This window comes from Erythrobacter sp. NAP1 (assembly GCF_000152865.1).
Lineage (GTDB): Bacteria > Pseudomonadota > Alphaproteobacteria > Sphingomonadales > Sphingomonadaceae > Erythrobacter.
The window spans coordinates 2,742,757-2,766,580 of record NZ_CH672390.1; the positions used below are offsets into that span (position 1 = coordinate 2,742,757).

At 62.9% G+C, this 23,824-nt stretch carries 26 protein-coding genes and 1 tRNA gene; 15 read left to right on the plus strand and 12 right to left on the minus strand.

Annotation, left to right across the window (positions count from 1 at the left end; all coding sequences use genetic code 11):
• Positions 1-106: 106 nt before the first annotated feature.
• From NAP1_RS13170 to NAP1_RS13185, 4 genes are read right to left on the minus strand one after another with little or no spacing between them, the layout of a single operon-like run.
• On the minus strand, positions 107-544 hold the full coding sequence (locus NAP1_RS13170) for a DUF2141 domain-containing protein (protein WP_007165809.1): 438 nt from the start codon (positions 542-544) through the stop codon (positions 107-109).
• Positions 541-1,317, minus strand: a complete 777-nt coding sequence (locus NAP1_RS13175; protein WP_007165810.1) for a sterol desaturase family protein — start codon at positions 1,315-1,317, stop codon at positions 541-543. Before NAP1_RS13175 ends, NAP1_RS13170 begins: the two co-directional genes overlap by 4 nt.
• Before the next feature lie 51 nt (positions 1,318-1,368).
• Positions 1,369-1,866, minus strand: a complete 498-nt coding sequence (locus NAP1_RS13180; protein WP_007165811.1) for an MmcB family DNA repair protein — start codon at positions 1,864-1,866, stop codon at positions 1,369-1,371.
• Between the two features lie 50 nt (positions 1,867-1,916).
• Positions 1,917-2,309, minus strand: a complete 393-nt coding sequence (locus tag NAP1_RS13185) for a hypothetical protein (RefSeq protein ID WP_040464467.1) — start codon at positions 2,307-2,309, stop codon at positions 1,917-1,919.
• A 178-nt stretch (positions 2,310-2,487) separates the two neighbouring features.
• Between NAP1_RS13185 and NAP1_RS13190 the strand changes: the two genes are divergently transcribed.
• Positions 2,488-2,564: transfer RNA gene (locus NAP1_RS13190), tRNA-Arg, on the plus strand.
• 5 nt (positions 2,565-2,569) lie between these two features.
• Positions 2,570-3,274 (plus strand): hypothetical protein, encoded by a 705-nt coding sequence (locus tag NAP1_RS13195; RefSeq protein WP_007165813.1) that lies wholly within the window; start codon positions 2,570-2,572, stop codon positions 3,272-3,274.
• An 18-nt stretch (positions 3,275-3,292) separates the two neighbouring features.
• Here NAP1_RS13195 and NAP1_RS13200 read toward each other — a convergent pair whose 3' ends face one another.
• Positions 3,293-4,501: a M20 family metallopeptidase gene (locus NAP1_RS13200; RefSeq protein ID WP_040464469.1), complete on the minus strand. Its 1,209-nt coding sequence runs from the start codon at positions 4,499-4,501 to the stop codon at positions 3,293-3,295.
• A 197-nt stretch (positions 4,502-4,698) separates the two neighbouring features.
• On the opposite strand from NAP1_RS13200, the gene NAP1_RS13205 reads away from it, so the two are divergent.
• Positions 4,699-5,736: a diacylglycerol kinase family protein gene (locus NAP1_RS13205; RefSeq protein WP_007165815.1), complete on the plus strand. Its 1,038-nt coding sequence runs from the start codon at positions 4,699-4,701 to the stop codon at positions 5,734-5,736.
• A gap of 18 nt (positions 5,737-5,754) precedes the next feature.
• On the plus strand, positions 5,755-6,669 hold the full coding sequence (locus NAP1_RS13210) for a hypothetical protein (RefSeq protein ID WP_007165816.1): 915 nt from the start codon (positions 5,755-5,757) through the stop codon (positions 6,667-6,669).
• 10 nt (positions 6,670-6,679) lie between these two features.
• Here the strand turns inward: NAP1_RS13210 and NAP1_RS13215 are convergent, their stop codons facing one another.
• Entirely contained in the window at positions 6,680-7,216 is a 537-nt protein-coding gene (locus tag NAP1_RS13215) for a DUF2141 domain-containing protein (RefSeq protein WP_007165817.1), read from the minus strand.
• 246 nt (positions 7,217-7,462) lie between these two features.
• Between NAP1_RS13215 and rpe the strand changes: the two genes are divergently transcribed.
• The 8 genes from rpe to NAP1_RS13255 all read left to right on the plus strand — a co-directional run bounded on the left by rpe (position 7,463) and on the right by NAP1_RS13255 (position 16,132).
• Positions 7,463-8,125 (plus strand): ribulose-phosphate 3-epimerase, encoded by a 663-nt coding sequence (rpe, locus tag NAP1_RS13220; RefSeq protein ID WP_007165818.1) that lies wholly within the window; start codon positions 7,463-7,465, stop codon positions 8,123-8,125.
• Positions 8,125-10,023: a heparinase II/III family protein gene (locus NAP1_RS13225; RefSeq protein WP_007165819.1), complete on the plus strand. Its 1,899-nt coding sequence runs from the start codon at positions 8,125-8,127 to the stop codon at positions 10,021-10,023. The genes rpe and NAP1_RS13225 overlap by 1 nt, the downstream gene beginning before the upstream one ends.
• A 9-nt stretch (positions 10,024-10,032) precedes the next feature.
• Complete coding sequence (purH, locus tag NAP1_RS13230; protein WP_007165820.1) at positions 10,033-11,655, plus strand: bifunctional phosphoribosylaminoimidazolecarboxamide formyltransferase/IMP cyclohydrolase; 1,623 nt, start codon at positions 10,033-10,035, stop codon at positions 11,653-11,655.
• A gap of 536 nt (positions 11,656-12,191) precedes the next feature.
• Positions 12,192-12,398: a hypothetical protein gene (locus NAP1_RS13235; RefSeq protein ID WP_007165822.1), complete on the plus strand. Its 207-nt coding sequence runs from the start codon at positions 12,192-12,194 to the stop codon at positions 12,396-12,398.
• On the plus strand, positions 12,395-13,081 hold the full coding sequence (msrA, locus tag NAP1_RS13240) for a peptide-methionine (S)-S-oxide reductase MsrA (RefSeq protein WP_007165823.1): 687 nt from the start codon (positions 12,395-12,397) through the stop codon (positions 13,079-13,081). Before NAP1_RS13235 ends, msrA begins: the two co-directional genes overlap by 4 nt.
• 53 nt (positions 13,082-13,134) lie before the next feature.
• A complete protein-coding gene (locus NAP1_RS13245; protein WP_007165824.1) occupies positions 13,135-13,602 on the plus strand; it encodes a Fur family transcriptional regulator in 468 nt (155 codons plus the stop codon).
• 158 nt (positions 13,603-13,760) lie between these two features.
• Complete coding sequence (gene dxs / locus NAP1_RS13250) at positions 13,761-15,686, plus strand: 1-deoxy-D-xylulose-5-phosphate synthase (RefSeq protein WP_007165825.1); 1,926 nt, start codon at positions 13,761-13,763, stop codon at positions 15,684-15,686.
• 20 nt (positions 15,687-15,706) lie between these two features.
• The gene (locus NAP1_RS13255; RefSeq protein ID WP_007165826.1) at positions 15,707-16,132 is read left to right on the plus strand and encodes a hypothetical protein; all 426 of its coding nucleotides are present in this window, start codon (positions 15,707-15,709) and stop codon (positions 16,130-16,132) included.
• Here the strand turns inward: NAP1_RS13255 and NAP1_RS16055 are convergent.
• Entirely contained in the window at positions 16,129-17,241 is a 1,113-nt protein-coding gene (locus NAP1_RS16055) for a VacJ family lipoprotein (RefSeq protein ID WP_007165827.1), read from the minus strand. The genes NAP1_RS13255 and NAP1_RS16055 overlap by 4 nt on opposite strands.
• Positions 17,242-17,365: 124 nt before the next feature.
• On the opposite strand from NAP1_RS16055, the gene NAP1_RS13265 reads away from it, so the two are divergent.
• A complete protein-coding gene (locus NAP1_RS13265) occupies positions 17,366-18,163 on the plus strand; it encodes a crotonase/enoyl-CoA hydratase family protein (protein ID WP_007165828.1) in 798 nt (265 codons plus the stop codon).
• Between the two features lie 3 nt (positions 18,164-18,166).
• A complete protein-coding gene (locus tag NAP1_RS13270) occupies positions 18,167-18,982 on the plus strand; it encodes an alpha/beta hydrolase (protein ID WP_007165829.1) in 816 nt (271 codons plus the stop codon).
• Here NAP1_RS13270 and NAP1_RS13275 read toward each other — a convergent pair.
• Both NAP1_RS13275 and NAP1_RS13280 read right to left on the minus strand, forming a co-directional pair.
• Positions 18,979-19,653 (minus strand): NnrU family protein, encoded by a 675-nt coding sequence (locus NAP1_RS13275; protein WP_007165830.1) that lies wholly within the window; start codon positions 19,651-19,653, stop codon positions 18,979-18,981. The two genes, NAP1_RS13270 and NAP1_RS13275, sit on opposite strands and share 4 nt — an antisense overlap.
• 34 nt (positions 19,654-19,687) lie before the next feature.
• A complete protein-coding gene (locus NAP1_RS13280; protein ID WP_007165831.1) occupies positions 19,688-20,137 on the minus strand; it encodes a PaaI family thioesterase in 450 nt (149 codons plus the stop codon).
• A gap of 80 nt (positions 20,138-20,217) precedes the next feature.
• On the opposite strand from NAP1_RS13280, the gene NAP1_RS13285 reads away from it, so the two are divergent.
• The gene (locus tag NAP1_RS13285) at positions 20,218-20,571 is read left to right on the plus strand and encodes a helix-turn-helix domain-containing protein (RefSeq protein ID WP_007165832.1); all 354 of its coding nucleotides are present in this window, start codon (positions 20,218-20,220) and stop codon (positions 20,569-20,571) included.
• Here NAP1_RS13285 and NAP1_RS13290 read toward each other — a convergent pair.
• From NAP1_RS13290 to NAP1_RS13300, 3 genes are read right to left on the minus strand one after another with little or no spacing between them, the layout of a single operon-like run.
• On the minus strand, positions 20,568-21,092 hold the full coding sequence (locus tag NAP1_RS13290) for an FKBP-type peptidyl-prolyl cis-trans isomerase (RefSeq protein ID WP_007165833.1): 525 nt from the start codon (positions 21,090-21,092) through the stop codon (positions 20,568-20,570). The two genes, NAP1_RS13285 and NAP1_RS13290, sit on opposite strands and share 4 nt — an antisense overlap.
• A complete protein-coding gene (locus NAP1_RS13295; RefSeq protein WP_007165834.1) occupies positions 21,089-22,405 on the minus strand; it encodes an amidohydrolase family protein in 1,317 nt (438 codons plus the stop codon). The genes NAP1_RS13290 and NAP1_RS13295 overlap by 4 nt, the downstream gene beginning before the upstream one ends.
• Complete coding sequence (locus NAP1_RS13300; protein WP_007165835.1) at positions 22,402-23,796, minus strand: amidohydrolase; 1,395 nt, start codon at positions 23,794-23,796, stop codon at positions 22,402-22,404. Before NAP1_RS13300 ends, NAP1_RS13295 begins: the two co-directional genes overlap by 4 nt.
• Between the last annotated feature and the right edge of the window lie 28 nt (positions 23,797-23,824).

The following is a 23,824-nucleotide window of genomic DNA, read 5'->3' on the forward strand; positions in this document are numbered from 1 at the left end:
AGTGTTAAGTCGCGCCGGAAAGTTGCGTTAATTCTTGATGATGGCGTGGCCGAGCATAGGCGCAGTGCTGCGCTGAAGTTTCAGGGGCTTAGTGAAGCGACTGCGTTTAAAGGAAATAGCGCATCTTGATCGTGACGCGCTGGCTGCCTTCGCTAACCTCGAAGACCGCATCATCCCATTTGGGAGGCGCCATGCGCACCGGCGCATCGCGCGAGAAGCCGTAGCCTTCTTTTGGCGCCATGCCGAGCACTCGGTTCGCCTTGCCGTCCTCATTTTCGTCGTGAAGGAGGGCAATCGCGTATCGGCCCGGCTCAACTCCATCAAACCGGATGGTAACGTTGTCGCCAGCAGGCACGACAGTCCGATGCGACTTGGGGTCGCGGATGCAGCGCGGGAAAATGTCTTCGACCGTGGTCATGCACGCACGGATAACGCCGTCGGTGTTGCGAAGGTCGGTGACGGTGATCGTGACCGTGCCGGCCAATGCGGGTGAGGCAAAACCGGCAAGCGCGGCCGCGCCGGTGAGGGCGGCGATGCGCCTCACCCCTGCACCTCGGCGAGCGCCGCCTCGCGCTTTTCGAGCCGCGTCGAAAGCCCGCGATCGGTCCCGCAGACCCTGTCCCAGAAGCGGAAATACAGCCCGAAATTGCATCGATAATCCTCGTGGTGTTTCTCGTGATGGCTGGCGGTTATCACCCAGCCTCCCAACGTTGAATGAACGAAAGACCTCGGAAAAATTTCCCAGCCCATGTGGTTGACCACGCCCATGATCGTCGCAACCGCAAGAACCACTCCGAGCATAGCGAGGTGGATCGGCACCAGCATGACGAGAAACGGAATGACAATCGCCCCGCTCACCGCCTCCCAGGGGTGGAAGCTCATCGCGGTCCATGCGGTCGGCGGACGGCTTTCGTGGTGAACGCGGTGCGCGGCTTTGAAGAGCGCGGGCCAGTGATGCATCGCGCGGTGGCTCCAATAGAACCAGCTGTCCTGGACGAAGAGATAGATCGCCACCGATACGGGCAACCACCAGAGGGGATAGGCATTCCAGTCGGTGTAAAGCTGCGAGACGCCGTGGTGCCGCCAAAGCCAGAAGATGATTCCCGTCGGGGCGCCATAAATGAAAGCGGAAATGAGCGACCAGCGTATCTCAGCCATGATCTGCGCGCGCTGCTTGGCATACAGGCCGGGCCGGGCGCGCGCGGTAATCCAGGCGAACATCCCGCTTGCCAAGAAATAGCGCAGCATGACCATCACGCTCATCGCGGTGCCGGCGATCAGAAATGCGAGCAAGAAGGGGGTGTCGCCGGGGATCATGACAGCGACTTATGGCGCACAATCAGGCGGCGTGCGAGGGGGATTATGCGCCTATTCCTCAATCCCGAACTGGCTACATTCGGGGTCGATCAAAGCGGTGTTGCGCCGCATCGCGATCCGGGCGAGGCGTTCGACCTGCACCTTTCGCCGGGCCGCAGCCAGCGGTTCGAGCGGAGCGGGACGCAATATCTCCCCGTCATAACCGTCAGCCACGATCACGCCGCAGCGTTCTGGCTGGTATGCTTCACCCTCGAGCGGCGATCGGTCCAATCCCGGCGGAACGCCCCAGAAGAAACGGTCGCAAAAGTCGAGATAATCGGGCCACTTGTTATCGCCCAGAAGGTCGGAGCGCGCGACCTTGATCTCGACAATCACGACCTGCCCGCGCGCGTCAACGCCCATCAGGTCGGCGCGGCGGCCATTCTTCAACGCGATCTCCTCAACGCACCAGATGTCGTTGCGGGCAAACAACCGCTTGATCCCGCGCGAAACGTCGGCGGCGGTCTCGGGCAAAGCCGAATCAAGGACAGGGGACGCTCGCTGGCTCATGCCACAAGACTGGAACATAGAGCGAACGCGGTCAAGCGTGGATGATCAGTTCAGGCAGCTTTAGGGTGTGGTCTCAACAGCGAAAGCACCGCTTCGCGCCCGTGATAAAACTCGCGCCACAGGGCGAGCGCCGGTGCCGTCGTGTCGTTGCCGCGCTCAACCAGAGTGCCGAGCGCGGTCAGCCCCTTATCCATAAGCGCATCGAGATCCTCGATCGCGCGCTGGGCCAGCTCGACCTGCCATTCTTCAACATCGGCAAAAAGGGCGATTAGCGCATCGCCGCTCATCACGCCTCTTTCCGGAGCAAGTTGGGCAAGAGCGGCGACTTCGTCAGCGCGCATCTGCAGCGCGTCCCAGCGGGTCTCGATCGAGATTACCGGGGCAGCCTCGGGCTGAACGGCAAGGCGCATTGCGCGCATCTGGCTGGGGGGAAGAGCCGACATGAGGCGAGTATTAATCCGCCGCCACTTACCTAATGGTTAAGCGACGGAGGCGAGCATGATGCAGTGAGATAGGTTGAGCAAGGTTGGGAACAATTCAACTGGCGCTCGCCCGGCAGGCTTGCTAAGCGGCGCGCCCAACGCGATCATGCGAACCAGCATGACCGCCGTCACGGCACCGGCACCCGTAGCTCAGCTGGATAGAGCGCTGCCCTCCGAAGGCAGAGGTCACAGGTTCGAATCCTGTCGGGTGCGCCAGAATAATGATGGCCGAGCTTGTGGGGGATATTGGACCAATGGCCTTCCTTTCGACGGCTGGAAAGATTGTCGATCTGGTTCGGCTTCCGGTCATGCAATTCTGGAAGTTTTGCCGCAGTCCCTCGACGCTTTATTGCGAACCTGTTGCGCAAAATTTTGGCGCTAGCCTGACATTCCTGTGCATCGCCGCAGCCGGAGAGCGCTTTGCGGCGGCGAAGAAGGCGGAGGTTATCGCAACTGCATTAAGCGACAATGGCGATGCTCCGGCATTCTTCTCATGGATAAATTACCCCTTCACTGGAGAATTGTATCTTATCGCAGCAACGGTCATCTACGTCCTTGCATGGTATCCGGCAGTGGTGGTGTGGGGCATAAGGGACGATGCCGAGCAAGTGGAAAGGACGCTCGAACTTGCGGTTCTTTTTTCTGCCCTATCATTCTTTTTGAGCTTTCTCGTTCAACTCCCCTTCCTGCTCCAGGCGGAGCTGGGAAGTGCCGGACTTGCCGAGCTACTCGGTCCATCGCGAACCGCGCATTTTGCCTCGGGCTTAGTCAAGCTCTTCATTTTCGGGGTGGCGGTGGTGAACATCAGAAACCTGAATCTTTCCGTTCATCCGACTGAATTCTGGGGCGGTTTTGTCGCTTTTCTGATCACGTGGCTTCTCGCGCTGGCAGCGTTTGGCGTTTTGACCCGCAACTTCCTGCTTTGAGCAGGCTTGCTCAGAATATTACCCAAAGCCCTCGTCAATGAACTCCAGCGCGCAGCCTGCGAGCATGGTTATGCCTCTGGGCAATGCGGTCTCGTCGACATGCATGCGCGGGGAGTGGATGGCGCAGCATGCGCTCCAGTTGTCGCCTTCGGGCGCGACGCCGAGGAAGAACATGGCGCCGGGCACCTTCTCCAGCACGTATGAGAAGTCTTCCGCTCCCATGATCGGGGCGGGGAGGTCGTGCCAGCCTTCTTCGATGTCACCGATGCCGCGGGCGACCTTCTGGCCCAGACGCACGGCGCGTTCGTCGCAGATGGTGACGGGAAAGCCGCGCTCGATTGCGACCTCGGCGGCAACGCCGTGCGCTTCGGCGGTGGCGCGGGCGGTTTGGGTCAGGAGCTCATGCACTTTTTCGCGGTGCTCGTGGCTAAGCGTGCGGATCGTGCCTTGCAGCATCGCTTCGTCGGGGATGACGTTGAAGGTGGTGCCTGCTTCCATGCGCGCGACCGTCACGATCACTGCGTCCGAGGCTTTGAACCGGCGGGTCACCATCGCCTGAAGCGCGCTGACGATCGCGGCGGCGGCGGGGATCGGGTCGGCGCAGTCATGTGGCATCGAGGCGTGTCCGCCCGTGCCCTTGACCGTAATGGTGAATTGGTCAGCCGCAGCCATCAGGGGGCCAGCACGCCCGGCGACCACTCCGAACTTGGCATTGGGCATAATGTGAAGCGCAAAGGCTGCGTCGGGCAGCGGGTCGATCAACCCATCGTCGAGCATGAAGCGCGCGCCGTGATGGCCTTCCTCGCCCGGCTGGAACATGAAGTCGACCGTTCCGGCAAGCTCGCCCTGCATCGCGCACAGGACCTTCGCCGCGCCCACCAGCATCGCGGTGTGCGTGTCGTGGCCGCAGGCATGCATGCGGCCCGGAATGGTGGAGGCAAATTCGAGCCCCGTCTTCTCGTCCATAGGCAGAGCGTCCATGTCGCCGCGCAGAAGCACGCGGCGTGCGCCTTCGCCCGCTTTCGCTCCCACGAGCGTCGCCACCTCTCCGGTCGTCGACGGGCCGCTTTTCCACTCGAGCGGCAGTCCGGCCAGCGCTTCGCGAACCTTTGCCATTGTCAGCGGCGTGTGCAGGCCGAGTTCGGGCTCTGCATGAATGGCGCGGCGAAGGGCGACGGTTTCGGGTGCGAGCGAGCGGGCGGCTTCGAGCAGGGTTTGGGTCAGCATGGGCGCAAGATTAGCGCGCATCGCGCCCAAGACCAGCAGTTTAACGTTCGCCCCGCTTGCCGGGCTATCGGTCGGGAAAGAGCTTGTGAAAGAAAGTTAGCCACCCATGTAACCGCGCTGCGACACATGACCGAATATTACAATACCGGGACATGAACGCGGTGGTAAAAATGCCGACTAACGATTAAGGACCACGCATGGCGACGCCGATTTATCAGTTCTCGCAGCTACCGAAAGGCTCTGCCATGAGCCCGGTGAATGCGCGTGCGCATCGTGCGCGCGCTGAAGGCGAACCGCCAAGCGTCGGTGTGATCTACAACCCGCGCAGCCATGGCAACAAAGGCGCGGACTTCGACTGCGACATCAACCCGCAGGTCCACATCTCGAAACCCGGCGATCGCTCCGATCTGCCTGAGGCGCTCGCCGAATTTGCCGCCACCGGCATCGACCTTCTGGTCATCAATGGCGGCGACGGGACCGTGCGTGACGTTCTGACGCACGGTATCGATATCTTCGGCGACGATTGGCCCGCGATTGCGGTGCTGCCCAAGGGCAAGACCAACGCGCTGACCGTCGATCTGGGCGTGCCGGGCGACTGGTCGCTTCAGAACGCGATCGACGCTTTCGAGAACGGATCGCGTGTCGTGCGCCGCCCCGTGCAGGTCACGTCGTTGAACGATGGGCCGGTCAGCCGCGTGCTCGGCTTCATCTTTGGAGCCGGCGCTTTCACCACCGCTATCAATGCAGGTCAGGGCGCGCATCGCCTTGGCGCGTTCAATTCGACGGTGGTTGGGGTCACGGCGGCTTGGGGCGTCATGCAGTGGGCACTTGGCTCACGCGCCAATCCCTGGCGTCGCGGTGCAAAGATGGCGATCCGGCTCGGCAACGGCGCGGTTGCGATGGAGCACAGCGGAGTGGGCGACCCGGAATGGCGACAGATCCTTCTGGCTTCGACGCTCGAAACCATGCCTGCCGGGATCAAGCCGTTCGGTGAGATGAAGAAGGGTCTGAAGCTTGCCGTCACCGATCAGATTTCGCGCAAGTCGGTCCTCGACCTGTTTCGCATGATCCGCGGTCACACGCCTGCGGGCGCTCGCGAGCGTGGCTTTCACCAGCTGAGCACGCCGCAATTTACGCTTGAGATCGAAGACAGCTTCATCCTCGATGGCGAGGCGTTTCCGGCTGGCAAATATCGCATCGGCCAGGGCCCCGAGCTTGAATTCGTCCGCCCCTAAGGCCTAGAGCACCGCGCCATGGCGCGCTCACCTCAATCCCTGTCCTCACGCATATCGCAGCAACTCGGCGCCGATGTTCGACCCGAAGTGCGTGATTTTGCGCAGGCGCTTGCCGAAGAGGCATCTGAAGGCGGCGCGCTGGCGGTGTTGTTCTATGGGTCGAACCTGCGGACCGGATCGCTTGACGGGGTGCTGGACTTTTACGTCCTCCACCCCGGCGAAACCACGGCGCGCATCTGGCCGCGCATCAGCTATCACGAGCGCGAGGCTGGCGAGACAACGCTGCGCGCAAAGGTCGCAACGATGGGTATCGAGACATTTGCCGAGGCCGCCTCGGGCGAATTGACCGATACGACGATCTGGGCGCGTTTCGTCCAGCCAAGCGCGCTTGCCTGGGTTCAAGATGACGCGGCACGCGCCACGGTCGTCTCGGCAATCGGTGATGCCGCGATCACGGCAGCGCGGCTTGCCGCTGCGCTCGGCCCGGTGAGCGGCACGGCGGAAGATTACTGGAGAGCGCTCTTCCGCGCGACCTACAAGGCGGAATTCCGCGTCGAGAAGCCGGGGCGCGAGAATGACATTCTCAGCGTCAACGAAGCGCATTTCGAAGGCCTTCTGCCACTGGCTTTCGAAGCAGGCGGGGTTCAGTTCACGCGCTCAGGTGACCTTCTGACGCCAAGCCTCGCTGCAAGCGAGCGCTCGCGTATCCTCGCATGGTGGAAGCGCCGCCAAAGGCTCGGCAAGCCGCTCAACTTCGCGCGGCTCGCCAAGGCTTCGACCACATTCGAGGGCGCGGCGCGCTATGCGGCGTGGAAGATCGAGCGGCACACCGGCCTTGCAATCGAGGTCACGCCTTTCCGCGAGCGCTATCCGCTGCTCGCGGCGCCGGGCGTGCTGTGGGCGCTCAGAAAGCACCGCAAGTCGCGCGAGTAATCCCGAAGCCTTACGTCAGGTACTTCATCGTGATGGCAATCGTGCTCACGCCGTTGCCGACATTGAAGCGGGTCTTGTCGACCCCCGGCTTGCCAAGATTGAAGATGTTGATCGACGGATTGTTCGACATCGCGCCGCCATCTTCGCTGATATCGGTCTCGCCATTGCCGTTTGCGTCGTGGCGCACGGCGATCGCGTAGGTGCCGCTTGCAGGCACGGGCATGCAGACGACCATCCGGCCACGGCGTGCGGGTAGTTCGATGCGGTTGAGCCAGCGGCCACGCTCAAGCCAGTCGTCGCGCGTGCCGTTGTAGACCTGCGCGCGGACCTTGCCGGTGGAGCTCTTGATGCCGTTGATCGTCACGCGCACCGCCGGGCCGCCGCCGGGCGCGCAAGAGCGCATGTTGTTCGAAATCTGGTTGCGATAATCGCTGGTGTTCGACGCCTGTGCGAGCGCGGGCGCGCTGGTCGCCGCAGCGCCAAGGCCAAGCAGCGTCGCCGCGCCTGCGGCCAAGGCCATCTGTTTGATCTTCGAAGTCGAAGCCATCGGGTGAAACTCGCAAAAAAGGTGGTGAGCGGGAATACGGCTAACATTTTGCCGCAACAATATGAGCCTCAGATGACATTTGCGTGCTGAATTGCGGCTGAACTGGCGGAAATGCGCGGTCAAGCAAGCGCCAGCCTGTGCAAAAGGGCGGGGAAAAGCGGTTAATAGACGTTGCTGCGCGAATCGCCCCTGCCGTATGCGTCACCAAACCGGCGAAGGCGCGTTAAGCATGCACCAGCGTTACTGATGGCAGCACCTTTAATCTCTCCCAGCATCCTGTCGGCCGACTTTGCGCGGCTGGGCGAAGAAGTGCGCGCGGTCGATGCAGCGGGCGCCGACTGGATTCATATCGACGTCATGGACGGGCATTTCGTGCCCAACCTCACCATCGGACCTGACGTCGTGAAGGCCTTGCGCCCGCATTCGGACAAGACCTTCGATGTCCACCTCATGATCTCGCCGGTCGATCCGTATCTTGAAGCTTTCGCCGAGGCGGGGGCCGACATCATCACCGTCCACCCCGAGGCTGGCCCGCACATCCACCGCACGCTTCAGGCGATCCGTTCGCTCGGCAAGAAGGCAGGCGCGGTGATCAATCCGGGCACGCCGGTCGAGGTGCTCGACAACATCATGGACATGGTCGACCTCATCCTCGTGATGAGCGTCAATCCGGGCTTTGGCGGGCAGAGTTTCATCCACTCGCAGCTTGAGAAGGTGCGCCGCATCCGCGCGATGATCGAGAAAACTGGCCGCGAGATCCATCTCGAGGTCGATGGCGGCGTCAACCCCGACACCGCCAGGCTGTGCGTCGAGGCGGGCGCCGATGTGCTGGTCGCAGGCAGCGCGACCTTCAAAGGCGGCCCCGATCACTACGCCGCCAATATCGCGGCGCTCAAGGGAGAGAGTTGATGGCGACACTCTTCAACAAGGAGCCGGTCGAGGCTGAATTCGAAGAGATCGCCGCAGACCAGAACGCAGCTTTTGGCCTGGGGCCTGGAGACGAGCCGCTTCGCGAAGAGGGCGAAACTGCGAGCGCGGCCAGTGTCGAGACCGCCAATGTGGAGACCGAGCGCGCCCTCGCGCTGACCGACGTCATCGCGCCGCGCACCAAGCCGGGTGAGGCACTCATCCGGTTCGCTTATCGCCTCGGCGTTCCCGGCCATGCCCTTGCCGCGCCCTTCCGCCGGCCCGCGCCGGTGCGCATCCTTGCGACCGTGCAGAGCCCCGTTGCGGGGGACCGGGCTGCAGGCATCGCGCTTCGTGCAGGCCATTTCCTCGTTCACGGCGTCAAGCAGCCGATCCACTCGGTCGAGTTCGACGCCGCCGCGCGCCTCAGCCCCGGGCTTGAGCGCACGGTCCATTCCTTCTCATGGCTCGACGATCTTGCTGCCAGCGCGCCGCGCGAAGATTGCATCGCGGTGGCAGAGCGCATCACGTCGCTGTGGCTCGACGCCAATCCTTCGCCAGCGAAAGGCCCGCCGTGGGATGTCGAGCACACCGGGCTGCGCCTGCTCGCATGGCTGGTCCACGCGCCGCTGGTGCTGGCAGGACAGGATGGCGCGCTGAAGCCGCGGCTTCTCACCGCGATCGAAGAAACCGCCAACTGGCTCGACCGCAAGACCGTGCGTCACGGCGCCGGGCTTGGGCAGGTGGCAGGCTGGGCTGCGGTCACGGCGGCAGGGCTGCTGCTTCCCGAAGGCCGCCCACGCCGTCTTTACGGTGAAGCTGCGCTGATCAAGTCGCTTGGCGAGCTGGTTGCCGAAGATGGTGGAGTGCTTGCCCGTTGTCCGCTGGCGCAGATGGAAGCGATCCGCATCCTCACCCATCTTATCGCGTGCTACGAAGCGGTCGAAGTCGATGCGCCCGATGCGATCTGGGTGATGCGCGAACTGCTGGTCCCCCCGCTTCTTGCGTTGCGACACGAGGATGGTGCGCTTGGCAGCTGGCAGGGCCAGATGGCGATCAGCGCCGACCGCGTCGCCAGTCTCATCGCCTCGACCGGCATCCGCACCCGCCCGCTGAACGAACCGCAGCATTGGGGCTATCAGCGGCTTCGCGGCGGCAAGACGACCGTGCAGTTCGACGCCGGACCACCGCCGCGCGCGCGCCATACGCGGGTTGGCTGCGCCTCGACGCTCGCCTTTGAACTGTCGGATGGACCTTCGCGTCTCATCGTCAATTGCGGCGGCGCGGCGATTGCGGGCGGCCTGGTGCCTGCGCGCATCGGTCAGGGCCTGCGCGCCACGGCGGCGCATTCGACGCTGGTGCTCGACGATGCCAATTCGACCGCGGTCCTGCTTCACGGAAAGCTTGGGCGCGGGGCCGAGACGGTCGAGGTCGAGCGCCGCGTGGTCAAGCGCGCTTCGGGCAACGGCAATGCCGAGGCAATCCGGGTCGAGGCGAGCCACGATGGCTACGCCGCGCGGTTTGGCCTCACCCACAGCCGCATCCTGACGCTGCGCAGCGACGGGACCGAACTCGGCGGCGAGGACATCCTCCTTCCCGTCTCGCGCAAGGGCAAGCGCGGCAAGATCGGCTTCGCGATCCGATTCCACCTCGGACGCGGCGTCGATGCGCGCATCACGCAGGACACACGCGGAGCAAGCCTGCTGACGCCCGATGGCAAGCTGTGGCAGTTCCGCCTGCGGGGCGAGGCGGCGCGCGAAAGCGAGATCAAGCTCTCTCTCGAAGACAGCCTGTGGGTAGACGGTGAAGGACGCCCTCACGCTACCGAGCAATTGGTGATAGAGGGCCTGACATCGCGCGGCGGGGGGCAGTTCAGCTGGCTCCTCAAAAAGATGGGGTAACATCGGAAAATGAGTGAGAAGGCAATCAAGCGGGCGCTGCTTTCAGTGTCCGACAAAACCGGTTTGGCGGATCTGGGCAAGGCGCTGGCAGAGCGAGGCGTTGAACTGGTCAGCACCGGCGGCACGGCGCGCGCGCTTCGCGAAGCGGGGCTTGAAGTGCGCGATGTCTCCGACCTCACCGGCTTTCCCGAGATGATGGATGGCCGGGTGAAGACGCTTCACCCCAAGGTGCATGGCGGGCTTCTCGCGCTGCGCGACAATGACGAACACGTCGCCGCGATGGAAGCGCACGAGATCGGCGCAATCGACCTCGTCGTGGTCAATCTCTACCCGTTCGAGGCAACCGTCGCCAAAGGCGCAGAGCGCGCCGAGATCATCGAGAATATCGACATTGGCGGGCCTTCGATGGTGCGCTCGGCGGCGAAGAACCACGGCTTCGTGACGATCATGACCGATGCGGCGGATTACCCCGAGCTGCTCGAGGAACTCGACGCCAATGACGGCGCGACCAGCCATGCTTTCCGCATCCGAATGGCGGGCAAGGCCTATGCGCGCACGGCAGCCTATGATGCGGCGATCGCCAACTGGTTTGCCTTCGGCGATGCCTTCACCAATCCACTTGGCATGGAAGCGCTCAAGGCAACGCCTTTCGTTGAGACCATGCCGCTCGCCTTCAAGCGCGAAGACGTGCTGCGTTATGGCGAGAACCCGCACCAGTCTGCGGCGATCTACGTGCCTCAGGTGACAGGCGCACAGGGCGTGCCTCAGGCCGAGCAGCTTCAGGGCAAGGCGCTGAGCTACAACAACCTCAATGATGCCGATGCCGCACTTGAGCTTGCGGCGGAATTTGCAGGCGGCGATCCGGCAGTGGTGATCGTCAAGCACGCCAACCCTTGCGGTGTGGCGCAGGGCGCGACGCTGCTCGACGCATGGAACGCGGCGCTGCAATGCGACAGCGTTTCGGCATTCGGCGGGATCGTCGCGGTCAACACCGAGCTCGACGGTGCGACCGCAGAGGCGATTGCGAGCATCTTCACCGAAGTCATCATCGCGCCCAAGGTCAGCGAAGAGGCTCGCGCCATCTTTGCGAAGAAGAAGAACCTGCGCGTTCTCGAATGCGGCACGCTGCCCGATCCGCGCCGGGGCGGCTTCTTCATGAAGACGATTGCAGGCGGCATGCTGATCCAGGGCCGCGACAATGGCGCGGTGGCCGAGGCCGACCTCAAGGTCGTGACCAAGCGCGAACCCACAGCGCAGGAACTCAAGGACTGCTTCTTCGCCTGGACCGTGGCGCGTCACGTCAAGTCGAACGCGATCGTCTATGCCAAGGACGGCGCGACCGCAGGGATCGGTGCAGGCCAGATGAACCGCCGCGACTCGGCGCGCATCGCTGCGATCAAGGCGAAGGAAGCGGCTGAGACCTACGAGTGGGCAGAACCCCGGACCGTGGGCAGCGCGGTCGCCTCGGATGCGTTCTTCCCCTTCGCCGATGGCCTGATCGCTGCCGCCGAAGCAGGGGCGAGCGCGGTGATCCAGCCCGGCGGCTCGATCCGCGACGAAGAGGTGATCGCGGCCGCCGACGAAGCGGGGCTCGCGATGGTATTTACCGGGATGCGGCATTTCAGGCACTAAAGCTTAGCGAGGGCGCATCCGCGCCCTCGTCCTCGCTAGACGTGTTCCGCTTCGCTACACACCCGCTCCGGTCGGGCGGTCGCCCTTGCGGTCGCTGGTGCGACCGATTGGTTGCGAGCGCCTACACATTCGATTTTCCTACTTAGTTCTGAGCAGCTAATTCGTTCTCCGAAACCCGCTCGGTTGGCGGATCGGAATGCGGAATTCGGAAAGTCACACCGTGAATACACTCAAACAGCATTTTGTCTCATGGAAACAGGTGATTGCAGCGACTTCGCGTTTTCCTAAAGGCGGGCTTGGGTGGTCCACTTTGCGGCAAAGTTCGCCTGCGTGACGACGAAGAAAGGCTTGGGAGCGTGCATCTTTCGCACACGGGCAAGCGTAACCAAATCAGGGCCAGCAACGAACACGTGCATGAACACCTTGGCACGAACACTGTAACGAAATGTCGCATGATCCGCCCGTTAAGCTCAGCGCAAGCGCGCCGTTATTAATGGAACGACTGTCGAACCTGAACAGACCCCGCGAGACGACCAATGACCCTCTTCGCCCCTGATCTCTATCGCAACTTCGCCCTCGGCTTTGCCGCTGGTGGCCTGCTTGTCGGTGCTGCCACCATCGACCAGTGGGGCCCCGAACTCGAATCGCACGCAATCGCTGCGCAGCCGCTCGAAGCGCCGCAGCCTGCTGACGAGTTCCTGATCGTGCCTTTCGAAGCGGACACTGCGGAGAACGCCGAATGAGCAAAGCCCGCCGCGCAATCCGTAACGCTGCAATCGCCCTCGCGCTGACCAGTGCCGCAACCCCGGCGCTTGCACTCGACAAGCCGGTCAACGCTCCCGCTCCCGAACGCATCGCGCGCGAGGGTGCCGGGCTCAAGACCGCCATATTCGCAGGCGGATGCTTCTGGGGCGTCGAAGGCGTCTTCAGCCACATCAAAGGTGTGAAGTCGGCCGAAAGCGGCTATCACGGCGGCGCGGCTGCCACCGCGAAGTACAACCGCATCACCGCTGGCGGTACGAACCATGCAGAGGCGGTTCGGATCACTTACGACCCCTATGTCATTCGCTATGACGAATTGCTGCGCATCTTCTTCTCGGTCGTAGCCGATCCAACGCTGCTTAACCGCCAGGGCCCTGACGTGGGCGCGCATTACCGCAGCGCTCTCGTCCCCACCAGCGCCGAGCAGCGCGCGGTTGCCGAGGCATATCTCGCGCAGATGGACGCCTCTGGCATCTGGGGCCGCCCGATTGTCACCAAGGTCGAGCGCATGCGCACCTTCTATGCGGCGGAAGACTACCACCAGGACTACATGGTGAAAAACCCGCGCAGCCCCTACATCGTGCGCTGGGACGCGCCCAAGGTCGAGGCGCTGCGTGTGATGTTCCCGAGCGACTTCAGGGATAGCTTCCTTCGCGACGGTTGATCGTGGGGGCAGCGCGACTGGCAAACCGCCGGCCGCGCGCCTATAAAGGGCGGATGGCTACACAGCATCAACACGCTCATGAAGAGCATGCCGGCGACAAATTGATCGCCGCCGCCCACGACGCGCTTGTTGCGTCAGGCGAGCAGTGGACGAGCATGCGCGAGGCGGTCTTCAGCGAACTGGCCGGACAGGAACGCCCGGCTTCCGCTTACGACATCGCCGACAACCTCTCGAAAGCGCGCGGCAAACGCGTTGCGCCCAACTCTGTCTACCGCATCCTCGACCTGTTCGTGGCGAACAACCTCGCGCTCAGGGTCGAAAGCGCCAACGCCTATCTCGCCAACACGCATCCGGGCTGTCAGCATGACTGCATCTTCCTTGTCTGTGACGAATGCGGAGAGGCAAGCCATGTCGACGATGAAGAGGTAAGCCGCGCCGTGCGTGCGCTCGCTTCCGCGCGTGATTTCCAGGCCAAGCGGCCCGTTTTGGAAATCCGCGGCCTATGCCGCCTTTGCGCTTGACGCTACGTCTTCCCGGACGAACCTATCCAACACGCCAGAGTCGTGATAGCCTGACAGGCTATGTGTAAGGGTCTATTGTCACTTGTCGGTGAACCGGGCTCCACAAGCGGTAAAGCGTTCATCGACAGGCTAGAAACAAAGGTGTAGGGCATTTCGCCATGAGTCTTTCGCCATCCACTCCGCTGCTCGATACGATCCCGACTCCTGACGAGCTTCGTAAACTCAAGCCTGAACAGCTGCGCCAACTGGCCGATGAGCTGCGCGCCGAAATGATCGACGCGGTCAGCGTCTCGGGCGGGCACCTTGGTTCCGGCCTTGGCGTGGTCGAGCTTACTGTGGCGATCCACTACGTCTTCAACACGCCTGACGACAAGCTGATCTGGGACGTCGGGCACCAGTGCTATCCGCACAAGATCATCACCGGCAGACGCGACCGCATCCGCACCATCCGTCAGGGTGGCGGGCTTTCGGGTTTCACCAAACGTGCCGAGAGCGAATACGATCCGTTCGGCGCGGCACACTCCTCGACCTCGATCTCAGCTGCGCTCGGCTTTGCGATTGCCAACAAGCTCAACGACAAGCCTGGCCGCGGGATCGCGGTGATCGGCGACGGCGCGATGAGCGCGGGGATGGCCTACGAGGCGATGAACAACGCGGCGCAGGCGGGCAATCGCCTGGTCGTGATCCTCAACGATAACGACATGTCGATCGCGCCTCCGGTTGGCGGCCTGTCGGCGTATCTTGCGCGCATGGTCTCCTCCAGCGAGTATCTCGGCCTTCGCAGCCTTGCTTCCAAGGCAGTCAAGAAGATGAGCCGCCGCCTGCACGATGCACTTGGCAAGGCGGAAGAGTATTCGCGCGGCATGGTGACCGGCGGTACGCTTTTTGAAGAGCTCGGCTTCTACTATGTCGGCCCGATTGACGGGCACAATCTCGACCACTTGATCCCCGTGCTTGAAAACGTGCGCGACACGTCTGAAGGGCCCGTGCTGATCCACGTCGTCACGGAAAAGGGCAAGGGCTACAAGCCTGCCGAAGAAAGCGCCGACAAGTATCACGGCGTTCCCAAATTCAACGTCGTCACCGGCGAAAAGCAGAAGGGTTCGGCGGGAGCGCCCGCTTACCAGAACGTTTTCGGGGACACGCTGGCAGACCTGGCTGACACCGACAAACGTATCTGCGCGATTACGGCTGCGATGCCGTCGGGCACCGGCGTCGATCGCTTTGCCCAGCGCCACCCGGATCGCAGTTTCGATGTCGGCATTGCTGAGCAGCACGGCGTCACCTTCGCCGCAGGCCTTGCAGCGCAGGGCATGCGCCCGTTCGCCGCGATTTACTCGACCTTCCTGCAGCGCGCCTATGACCAGGTCGTGCATGATGTTGCGATTCAGAACCTGCCGGTGCGCTTTGCCATCGACCGCGCTGGCCTCGTGGGCGCGGATGGCTGCACCCATGCCGGATCGTTCGACATCACCTATCTCGCGACGCTGCCCAACATGGTCGTCATGGCCGCAGCGGACGAAGCCGAACTGGTCCACATGACCTACACGGCTGTAGAGTATGACGAAGGCCCTATCGCCTTCCGCTATCCGCGTGGCAGCGGCGTTGGTGTCCCGCTACCCGAGACGCCGCAGAAGCTCGAGATCGGCAAGGGCCGGCTCGTGCGCGAGGGGTCCAAGGTCGCGATTCTTTCGCTCGGTGCCCGGCTCGAAGAAGCCAAGAAGGCCGCCGACCAGCTTGAAGCCAAGGGCCTGTCGACCACGGTTGCCGACATGCGCTTTGCCAAGCCGCTCGACGAAGACCTCATCGCCCGCCTGATGCGCACGCACGAGGTAGTGGTGACGATTGAAGAGGGCGCAATCGGCGGTCTGGGCGCTCATGTGCTGACTTACGCCACGGACGAAGGCCTCACCGACAACGGGCTGAAGGTGCGCACCATGCGCCTGCCCGACACATTCCAGGACCAGGATTCGCCCGACAAGCAGTACGAGGAAGCGGGCCTTAGCGCGCCTCATATCGTCGACACTGTCCTAAAGGCGCTCAAGCACAACTCGACCAGTATCGAGGAAGAAGCCCGGGCCTGAGAACCTGACGGTGATCGCCAGTGGGCGCGCTGCTGGGCATTCCGGAATGGCTTGCGAGCACGATCTTCGTGGCCGCTGCGCTGTCGGCGTGGATGGGCTATGGGTACTGGCGCATCCGCCGAGCCCATGAGCGGCTGGCCCGCATGCGGCCCAATCCGAACCAGAGCGAATTCCTTCGCCTCATGTCCGACGAATGCAGCCCCGCAGCGGTACAATTCGTATGGGACATGGCGCTTTCCTATGTGGAGCCACGCCTGACGCCTCATCCTGACGACGATCTGGTCACCGACCTCATGATCGACGGTGACGATATCGCGCTCGACTGGCCGCATGACTGGGCCAGGCTTAGCGGCGTCGACGTGTCAGATATGCCCGCATGGCCGGAGCAACAGCCTGCAACCGTGCGAAATTACGCTCGCTGGCTCGACCTCTCGATCAAGCCTTAGCGCGTCGCGGGCTCAGCTCCGGCATAGGCAATCGTGTATTCGGTAGGCCGCGTGATCGTGATCGCGTGCGCTAGTTGCATCGCCTCGAGGGTTGGCTCGTACGAAATGCTCGGGCTATCGGGAGCATCGTCATCCTCCGGACCGCCTTCGGTTTCACCCGGCTGCAGACCCGGAAGCGCTTCGTCGATCTCCTCAACGATGGCGGGCCGTTCGGGCGGTTCTTCGCCTCGCAGCAGGGCGATCTCGCGCTCGCGGCGGTAGAGATAGGTGTCGCGGCGCGCGGCGTAGGGATCGACAGTCTGGCGGATCTCGTCCAGCTCAGCATCGACTTCGAGACGGCTATCGAGGTTGCTCACGACAAAATAGGGGATCGCATATTCCGGCGTGTTGAATGGGCGGCCCACCGCGACGGGCAGCACGAACTGATCGAGCGTATCGCCGATCACGTCGCGCAAGGAAGTCGCGCCCGCAATGGGCAGGTAGAGGTAGGGCCCCGAACCCACGCCGTAGAAGCCAAGCGTGTTGGCAAAGCCGTTGCGGCGATATGGCAGGCCGATCCCGTCCTTTTCGGCGACATCGAAAAGGCCGCCCACGCCAATCGTCGAGTTGATCGCGAACCGACCAAGCGTCTCAAGCGCATCGCCGATCTTGAACTGCAGCAGGAAGTTCAGGAAATTCGCAGGCTCACGCAGGTTGCGAACAACATTGCTGAGCCCGTCACGGATCGGATCGGGCAGGGCGTCGCGATAAAGATAGGCAACCGGCTGGACGAGCGCCTCGTCCACTTCCTGGGTGATCCGGTAGCTCGCCGCGTTGATCTCTTCCATCGGATCGCCTTCGGCCGGGCCATATTCGCCCTCGACGACGATGACGTTTTCATCGTCGCCTTCTTCGCCTTGCTCGGGTGGAGTTGTGCCGGGCTGCGGCTCCTGCTCTTCCTGTCGCGGGGTCAGCGACCAGCTGAGCGGCAAGAGCTCCTGCGGCGGCGAAGCGGGCGATTCGAGCACCGGAATTGGCACGCCGGCAACGTTTACATCGACCATCGCTGCTGCCGGAATGGGCCCGACGAGCACGGGCGAGGTCAATACGGCCAATGCGGCATGCGCCATGCAAATACTCCTGTGTTACCGTGCCTTACCAACTGCAAGGCTTTGCAAAGGTTCCCTCCAGGCGCCCGGCCCTGCTATGCGAGGCATCTTCGTGCCTCATTCATAGAAAGACTTGTCTCGAACAATGACATTGCTCTCCATCGACCGCAACGGTCCTGTGACCACGCTCACGATCAACCGCGCCGAAAGCATGAACCCGCTAGGCGCGCCGGGCGATGGAGATGAGTTCACGCGGGTCTGTACGGCGATCAACCGTGACATGGAGGTTCGCTGCGTCATCCTGACCGGGGCTGGCCGGGCTTTCTCGGCGGGCGGCGACATTAAGGCGATGCGCGACAAGACCGGCACGTTCGGAGGTACGACGCCTGCGATTTCGGACGGGTATCGCGACAACATTCACATGATGCTGCGCGCGCTTCATACATTGCGCGTGCCCGTCATTGCGGCGATCAACGGTCCGGCGATCGGGCTGGGATGCGACGTCGCCTGTCTCGCCGACATCCGCATTGCGAGCGACAAGGCCAAGTTCGGCGTCACCTTCCTCAAGCTTGGTATAATTCCGGGCGATGGCGGCACGTGGATCTTGCCGCGCGTAATCGGCATGAGCCGCGCTTCACAGCTGTTCTACACCGGTGATGTCATCGGTGCAGAGCAGGCAAAGGAATGGGGCCTGGTGAGCGAAGTCGTGCCGCATGAGAGCCTGATGGACGAAGCGCAGGCGATGGCTGCGAAGATCTCCAAGATGCCGCCGCACAGCCTTCGCCAATCCAAGATGCTGCTGCGCCAGGGTCAGCAGGTCAGCTATGACACCGCGCTCGAGATGGCTGCGAACACGCAGGCGATGATGCACACCACCGATGACCACGCCGAAGGTGTCGCTGCCCTGATCGAAAAGCGCGAGGCGCAGTTCAAGGGGCAATAAAGCGTGACCACAGCGCTTCGGTTTATCGGGTTTGCAGCGCTCGCTTATGCCCTCGTGGTTGCAGCGCTGTTTCTGTTTCAATCTCGCTTCATCTACCCCGCGCCAAACCGCATTGCCCCGCTGACGCCGGGCTATGAGGAAGTCACGCTTGAGACCGATGACGGGTTGCGACTGCGAGCCTTCTACCGCGCACCCTCACCCGGTGCGCCGAGCGTGCTCTACTTTCACGGGAATGGCGGCACTCTCGAAGGAGCGAGTGTGTCGAATGGCGCTCTTGCTGCGGCAGGGCTGGGCGTTCTGCTTGTCGAATATCGTGGATACGGCGGAAATCCGGGTGAGCCGTCGGAAGAGGGCTTCTACCGCGATGCCGATGCGGCGCTGGCGTGGCTGAGCGAGCATGGCCAATCGCCATCGGAGCTCTACGTTATCGGCAATTCGATTGGCGGCGGGGTCGCAACCTATACGGCGCTGAAACTTGTCGAGGCGGGATCGCCGCCAGCTGGACTTGTCCTCATCGCGCCATTTACCTCGCTTACCGATGCGGCGTCGGACAGCTTGTGGTGGGCCCCTGTCGGCGCCCTGCTGCGTGAGCGATACGAAAATGCTGAAAGGCTTGAGAAGTTCTCCGACCTACCGGTGCTCATCCAGCACGGCACCGCCGACCGCGTCATCGATGACAGCCACGGACGCGCGCTCGCTCAGATTGGCGCGGGCTGGCAATTTCAGTCGTTCGAGGGTTCGGGCCACGCGCTGTCATTCGAGCGTCGCTCACAGGAGGCGCGGCTCATTTGGGTGCTCGGACAGGAAGCTGAGCGCTAGAACCAGGCCCAGATGCCAGCACGGATACCGCCAAGCGGCCAGTGGAGCCAGCTGAAGAAAACGAAGAAGATCAGGCCCAGCGTCCATGGCAGCGGCCCGGCCTTCGCAAAACCGCCAACTCGCGGCCAAAAGCTCGTATTCGACTCCCATTGCTGCCAGGCATCGCCCATCAGCGCCTTTTTCTTGCGGTCCTGAAGCTTTGCTCCGACCAGTGCGAGGATGCCCATGGCCAGCGCAGTGATGGTGGTGCGCAGGCTCCAGAACAGCACGATGTGCGAAAGCGCCCAGAGCGCAAAACCCCACATCATCGGGTGGCGCGTGATGGTGAAGACGCCCTTGGGCGCGGCGCGGGCCTGCTCTTTGGCTTGCGGAGTCGGCAAGGCGGGATTGCCCATCACCGATCCTGCAAACAGAACCATCGCAGGCAATGTAAGAAGCGTCGCGATGATCCAGCCAACCTGTCCCGATCCGGGCAGATCGGAAGGCGGAGCGGCCTTGAAGGCGAAATACACCCAGGCGAGCGTCGCGATGCTGATGACCGAATAGACGACCTGAAAGCCCAGATCGCCGAACATCTTCACCATGGGCGCCCGCAGCGGATGCGACATGATGAAGTGCGTGCCGACAAAGGCAGCGTTAGCCGCGATGAGCGTGATGATTGTCCCGTCCATGGCTGGACAAGATACCACTTGCCCAGCCGATCCCCTAGTCTGCCTGTACGCGTCCTGTGGGGATAATTGTGGCCTGAGTGGTCGCTACGTGAACTGGATCTGCGCCCTCGCTCTCTGCCCAGACATTCGCACGCACGATAACCTGTCGCTTGCCCGGCTTAATGACCTCTCCCTTGGCACGGAGCCTCTCGCCGAGGGCGGGGCGCAGGAAATTGATCGTGTAGCCGCCTGTCACGACGTCGCCCGCGACCGACGCTCCGGCCCATGCGCAGGCGTTGTCGGCCATCAGCCCGACAATGCCGCCATGCGCAAAGCCGTGGTGCTGGGTCATTTCTGGGCGCAATTCGAGGAGCAACTCGCTCTTGCCCTCCCATACGACCAGCGGTTCGACCTGTAGCCAGTTGGAAAAGCCGGAGCGCGCCACGGCGACCTTCTTCATGTAGTCGATTGAGGCTTCGGGACTGTCAAAACGGGACGAGGACATGGCGGATATCTCCAAAAAGTCTGATTCGCAGACTTTATGCCTCTTGCCAGCGACGCTGCCAAGTCTGATATGCAGACTGTATGAAGACCTATCAGCCTTCCCGCTCGCCTTGCCCGATCGGCCGTGCTGCGCGCGTGCTCGGCGACCGCTGGGTGTTGCTCATCCTGCGCGAAGCCTTCTTCGGCGCTGAGCGGTTCGAAGATTTCATCGAGCCTTTGGGGATCAACCGTGCCGCGCTGACCTCACGCCTGGCTATCCTGCAGGAGGCAGGCCTGATGGTGCGCGAGCCGCCCGAAGGCAAGCGCGCGCGCTATATGCTGACCGAGCGCGCAAAAGCGCTCACGCCGATGTACCGCGAGATGGCCGATTGGGGAGCGCAGCATCTTTTTGGCGAAGACGAGGCCCCGACGGATTGGGCTACAAAGGTCAGCTAGCGCCCTTCGATCCCGATTAGCTCAACCTTGAACACGAGCGTCGCCCCGCCCGGGATGGGCCCACGACCCTGAGGACCGTAAGCGAGAGTCGCAGGAGCGGCGAGTTCGATCGTCTCGCCGACATGCATCTGCGGTATTGCCATCTCCCACGCCTCTATCAGGCCGCTCAGCCCGAAAGTCGCAGGCGTCCCGCGTTCGAACGAGCTGTCGAAGACCTCTCCATCGATGAAGGTGCCCTCGTAATTGACCGTCACCCGGTCCGCTGGCGTGGGTTTCGGGCCGGTCCCGCGATATTCGACATACCGCCAGCGCAGCCCGCCCGGCATTGTGTACCAGCCATCGGTCGCCATCAGTCCAGACAGGTAGGCCTGCTGCGCGTTGAGATAGACGCGCTTGGCGGCCTCCTCAGCGGCCTGTTTTTCTGCAAGCTCTTCCTCGCTGGGCGGTTCGATATGAGCCTCTGCCAAGGCCGCAGGGCTCGCCAGAGCCGCAAGCGATGCAATCAGCAATGCGCGTATCACCAGTCATATGCCTTTGGCAGCATGCTCTCATCGAGATCGCGATAACGTTCGCGAAGGCGGCTCTGGTGGCTGTCGAGCGATTGCTCGACCCCGCCTATATAGACCTGCGTCGGTACGCTGGTCACTTCGAGCGGATCGCCATCCCAGACTACCACGTCGCCCACTGCGCCCGGCGCGAGCACGCCGGCGCTACCGTCATATCCGCTGATCGAGGCGGGCACGGAGCTGATCGCAGCGAACGCCTCGCCCCAGCTGAGGCCAGATGCACCCGGCACCTTGTTGAGCGCGACGAGGTTGCCCGCGTATTGCGAGAGGCGATGGCTGTGATTGAGGCCCGCAGAATTGATCGCGACCTTGACGCCCGCATCGACCATCCGCCCGATATTGCTCTGTGTTGCGGCGAGCTGTTCGAAGCTCGAGGGCAGATCGTCGAGGCTGTCGGCGATCACCGGCACGCCCGCAGAAGCGATGTCACCTGCCACCATCCACCCTTCGCTCGCACCGACGAGCACAAGGTCGAGGTTGGCGAATTCCTCCCTCAGCGCGAGGACCGAGCGAATGTCAGAGGCACGTTCAACCCACACGTAGAGCTTCTGCTCACCGCTCACCACGCTGCGCAGCGCTTCGGCATCGAAGCGGCTGAGCATGACTTCGCCGTCTTGCGCGATTTCGGGCGTGCGCGGCATGCCAGCGCCGAGCGCGGCCGCTTCGCGCAGTGCGGCATGGAACAGGGCAAAGGCGGCGGCCCTGCTGCCGCCTGCAATCCGTCCGCCCGCTTCGCCGAGGACCACCATTTGGAACGCCTTCTCGCGCATGACCGGTGTCGCATCGCCATCGAGATCGATGATCGCGCCCTGGCCGCCGAAGATGGAGGCGGAAGGGAGTGTGGCGGCTGCTGCGCGTGTGACCCCGGCAGAACGGCCGATCAGGATATGTTGCGAGTTCGGGTTGACGATCGGCGCTGTATCGAGCGCCGCGCTGAAGGGTGAGCCACCGGCGCGCTGATCGTTAGACTCGCTGACCGCACTGACATCCCAGATACCGAGCGTGCTGACGGTAGCGAACAAGCCAGGCGTCACCCAGGCTCCGCCTGCGTCCATTGCTGGCACATCGGCAGGGGTAGCTACACCGGCACCGGCGGCGACAACTGTCCCGCCGCGGATGACCACGGTCCCGTTCTCAATCGGCTCTGTCCCATCGCCAATCGCAATGGTTGCGTTTGTGATGACGACGTCCTGCGCAGCGAGCGGGCTTGATGCGATGACGAGAGCGCTTGCCGCGCCTAGCAATCCTGCTGTGAGAACACTCCTCATTTCACGTCTCCTTCACCCGGTTGGCCGAGCTCGAAATCGCTGACCGGTCGGCGCGAACGGTCCATCATGTCGAACAACAACGCGCCATCGACCCAGACCTTTTCGGGCCGCGAATAGACGCTCAAAGGATCGCCATTCCACAAAACCACGTCGGCCATCTTTCCAGCTTCGAGGCTACCGGTCATCTCGTCGATGCCCATCGCCTTGGCGGCGTTCAAGGTGATCCACTGGATGGTGGTCGCGTCCGAAATCTCGATACCCGCGCGGCGACCGGCCGCCTGCGCTTTCGCCGCTTCCTGGTTGAGGCGCTGGATGTCGTTCTGATCATCCGAATGGATCACGACGCACGCGCCTTCGCGCTGAAGGTAGGCGGCGTTTTCGAGGATGCCGTCATAGGCTTCCATCTTGAAGCCGTACCAATCGGCCCAGATCGCGCTGCAGACCTCGTTCTCGCGCAGGAGGTCGCCGATCTTGTAGGCTTCGACCGCGTGGTGGAAGGCGGTGACGCGGTATCCGACCTCTTTCGCCATATCCATCACAAGCGCCATCTCGTCGGCGCGGTAGCAGTGGTTGTGAACGAGGATATCGCCTTCGAGAACACCCACCAGCGTTTCCTTGGCGAGATCGCGGTCGGGGTCTTCGGAATTGCCGTAGTCGATCGCGTCGTACCAGGTCTGACGATTGAGCGCGAAGTTACCCATGCGGGTCGAAGGCATCCGCCCGCGATTGCCATAGACGCGCTTGGGGTTTTCACCGCAGGCCATCTTGAATCCATAGGGCGCGCCGGGGAACTTCATTCCCTGCACCGTGCGGGCGGGAACGTTCTTGAGCGTGACAGATCGCCCGCCCATCAGGTTTGCCGAGCCGGGCAGGATCTGAAGCGCGGTGATCCCGCCATTCGCAAGCGCGCGGCTGAAGCCGGGGTCCTGCGGCCAGACCGAGTGTTCGGCCCAGACTTCGGGAGTGGTAGGGCTGGTCGCCTCGTTACCATCGGCGTGTGCGTCGACGCTGGGGCTTGGATAGTCGCCGAGGTGCGAGTGGATGTCGATGATACCAGGCGTGACGTACTTCCCGCTCGCATCGATCACGTCATAGCCATCGGTAGAAAGAGCGGTGCCGACCGCGACCACTTCGCCGTCGCGGAACAGCACGGTGCCGCCTTCGATCATGCCGCCCGCGCCATCGAAAATGGTCGCATTGACCAGCGCAGTCGGGCGACCGGGATAGCGTTGATAGGTGGATGCGAAGGGCCCGTCAGCCTCGGTCATTGCGGCGAAGCGCGGTGCTTCGTCATCATCGTCGTCCGAGGCGGCGCTGGCCGTTCCGGTCGTGGCGCATGCCCCGAGTGCCAGCGCGCTGGCGAGGGCGGCGAGTGCAGCCCCCCTCATCATTCCCGGAAGAGTGCTTGCCCTACGTCTT

Excerpts from the sequence above, each read along its gene's own strand:
- NAP1_RS13175 (WP_007165810.1), bottom strand. The coding sequence starts at position 1,317 with ATGATCCCCGGCGACACCCCCTTCTTGCTCGCATTTCTGATCGCCGGC.
- NAP1_RS13180 (WP_007165811.1), bottom strand. The coding sequence starts at position 1,866 with ATGAGCCAGCGAGCGTCCCCTGTCCTTGATTCGGCTTTGCCCGAGACC.
- NAP1_RS13185 (WP_040464467.1), bottom strand. The coding sequence starts at position 2,309 with ATGTCGGCTCTTCCCCCCAGCCAGATGCGCGCAATGCGCCTTGCCGTT.
- NAP1_RS13195 (WP_007165813.1), top strand. The coding sequence starts at position 2,570 with ATGATGGCCGAGCTTGTGGGGGATATTGGACCAATGGCCTTCCTTTCG.
- NAP1_RS13200 (WP_040464469.1), bottom strand. The coding sequence starts at position 4,501 with ATGCTGACCCAAACCCTGCTCGAAGCCGCCCGCTCGCTCGCACCCGAA.
- NAP1_RS13205 (WP_007165815.1), top strand. The coding sequence starts at position 4,699 with ATGGCGACGCCGATTTATCAGTTCTCGCAGCTACCGAAAGGCTCTGCC.
- NAP1_RS13210 (WP_007165816.1), top strand. The coding sequence starts at position 5,755 with ATGGCGCGCTCACCTCAATCCCTGTCCTCACGCATATCGCAGCAACTC.
- NAP1_RS13215 (WP_007165817.1), bottom strand. The coding sequence starts at position 7,216 with ATGGCTTCGACTTCGAAGATCAAACAGATGGCCTTGGCCGCAGGCGCG.
- rpe (WP_007165818.1), top strand. The coding sequence starts at position 7,463 with ATGGCAGCACCTTTAATCTCTCCCAGCATCCTGTCGGCCGACTTTGCG.
- NAP1_RS13225 (WP_007165819.1), top strand. The coding sequence starts at position 8,125 with ATGGCGACACTCTTCAACAAGGAGCCGGTCGAGGCTGAATTCGAAGAG.
- purH (WP_007165820.1), top strand. The coding sequence starts at position 10,033 with ATGAGTGAGAAGGCAATCAAGCGGGCGCTGCTTTCAGTGTCCGACAAA.
- NAP1_RS13235 (WP_007165822.1), top strand. The coding sequence starts at position 12,192 with ATGACCCTCTTCGCCCCTGATCTCTATCGCAACTTCGCCCTCGGCTTT.
- msrA (WP_007165823.1), top strand. The coding sequence starts at position 12,395 with ATGAGCAAAGCCCGCCGCGCAATCCGTAACGCTGCAATCGCCCTCGCG.
- NAP1_RS13245 (WP_007165824.1), top strand. The coding sequence starts at position 13,135 with ATGGCTACACAGCATCAACACGCTCATGAAGAGCATGCCGGCGACAAA.
- dxs (WP_007165825.1), top strand. The coding sequence starts at position 13,761 with ATGAGTCTTTCGCCATCCACTCCGCTGCTCGATACGATCCCGACTCCT.
- NAP1_RS16055 (WP_007165827.1), bottom strand. The coding sequence starts at position 17,241 with ATGGCGCATGCCGCATTGGCCGTATTGACCTCGCCCGTGCTCGTCGGG.
- NAP1_RS13265 (WP_007165828.1), top strand. The coding sequence starts at position 17,366 with ATGACATTGCTCTCCATCGACCGCAACGGTCCTGTGACCACGCTCACG.
- NAP1_RS13275 (WP_007165830.1), bottom strand. The coding sequence starts at position 19,653 with ATGGACGGGACAATCATCACGCTCATCGCGGCTAACGCTGCCTTTGTC.
- NAP1_RS13280 (WP_007165831.1), bottom strand. The coding sequence starts at position 20,137 with ATGTCCTCGTCCCGTTTTGACAGTCCCGAAGCCTCAATCGACTACATG.
- NAP1_RS13285 (WP_007165832.1), top strand. The coding sequence starts at position 20,218 with ATGAAGACCTATCAGCCTTCCCGCTCGCCTTGCCCGATCGGCCGTGCT.
- NAP1_RS13295 (WP_007165834.1), bottom strand. The coding sequence starts at position 22,405 with ATGAGGAGTGTTCTCACAGCAGGATTGCTAGGCGCGGCAAGCGCTCTC.
- NAP1_RS13300 (WP_007165835.1), bottom strand. The coding sequence starts at position 23,796 with ATGATGAGGGGGGCTGCACTCGCCGCCCTCGCCAGCGCGCTGGCACTC.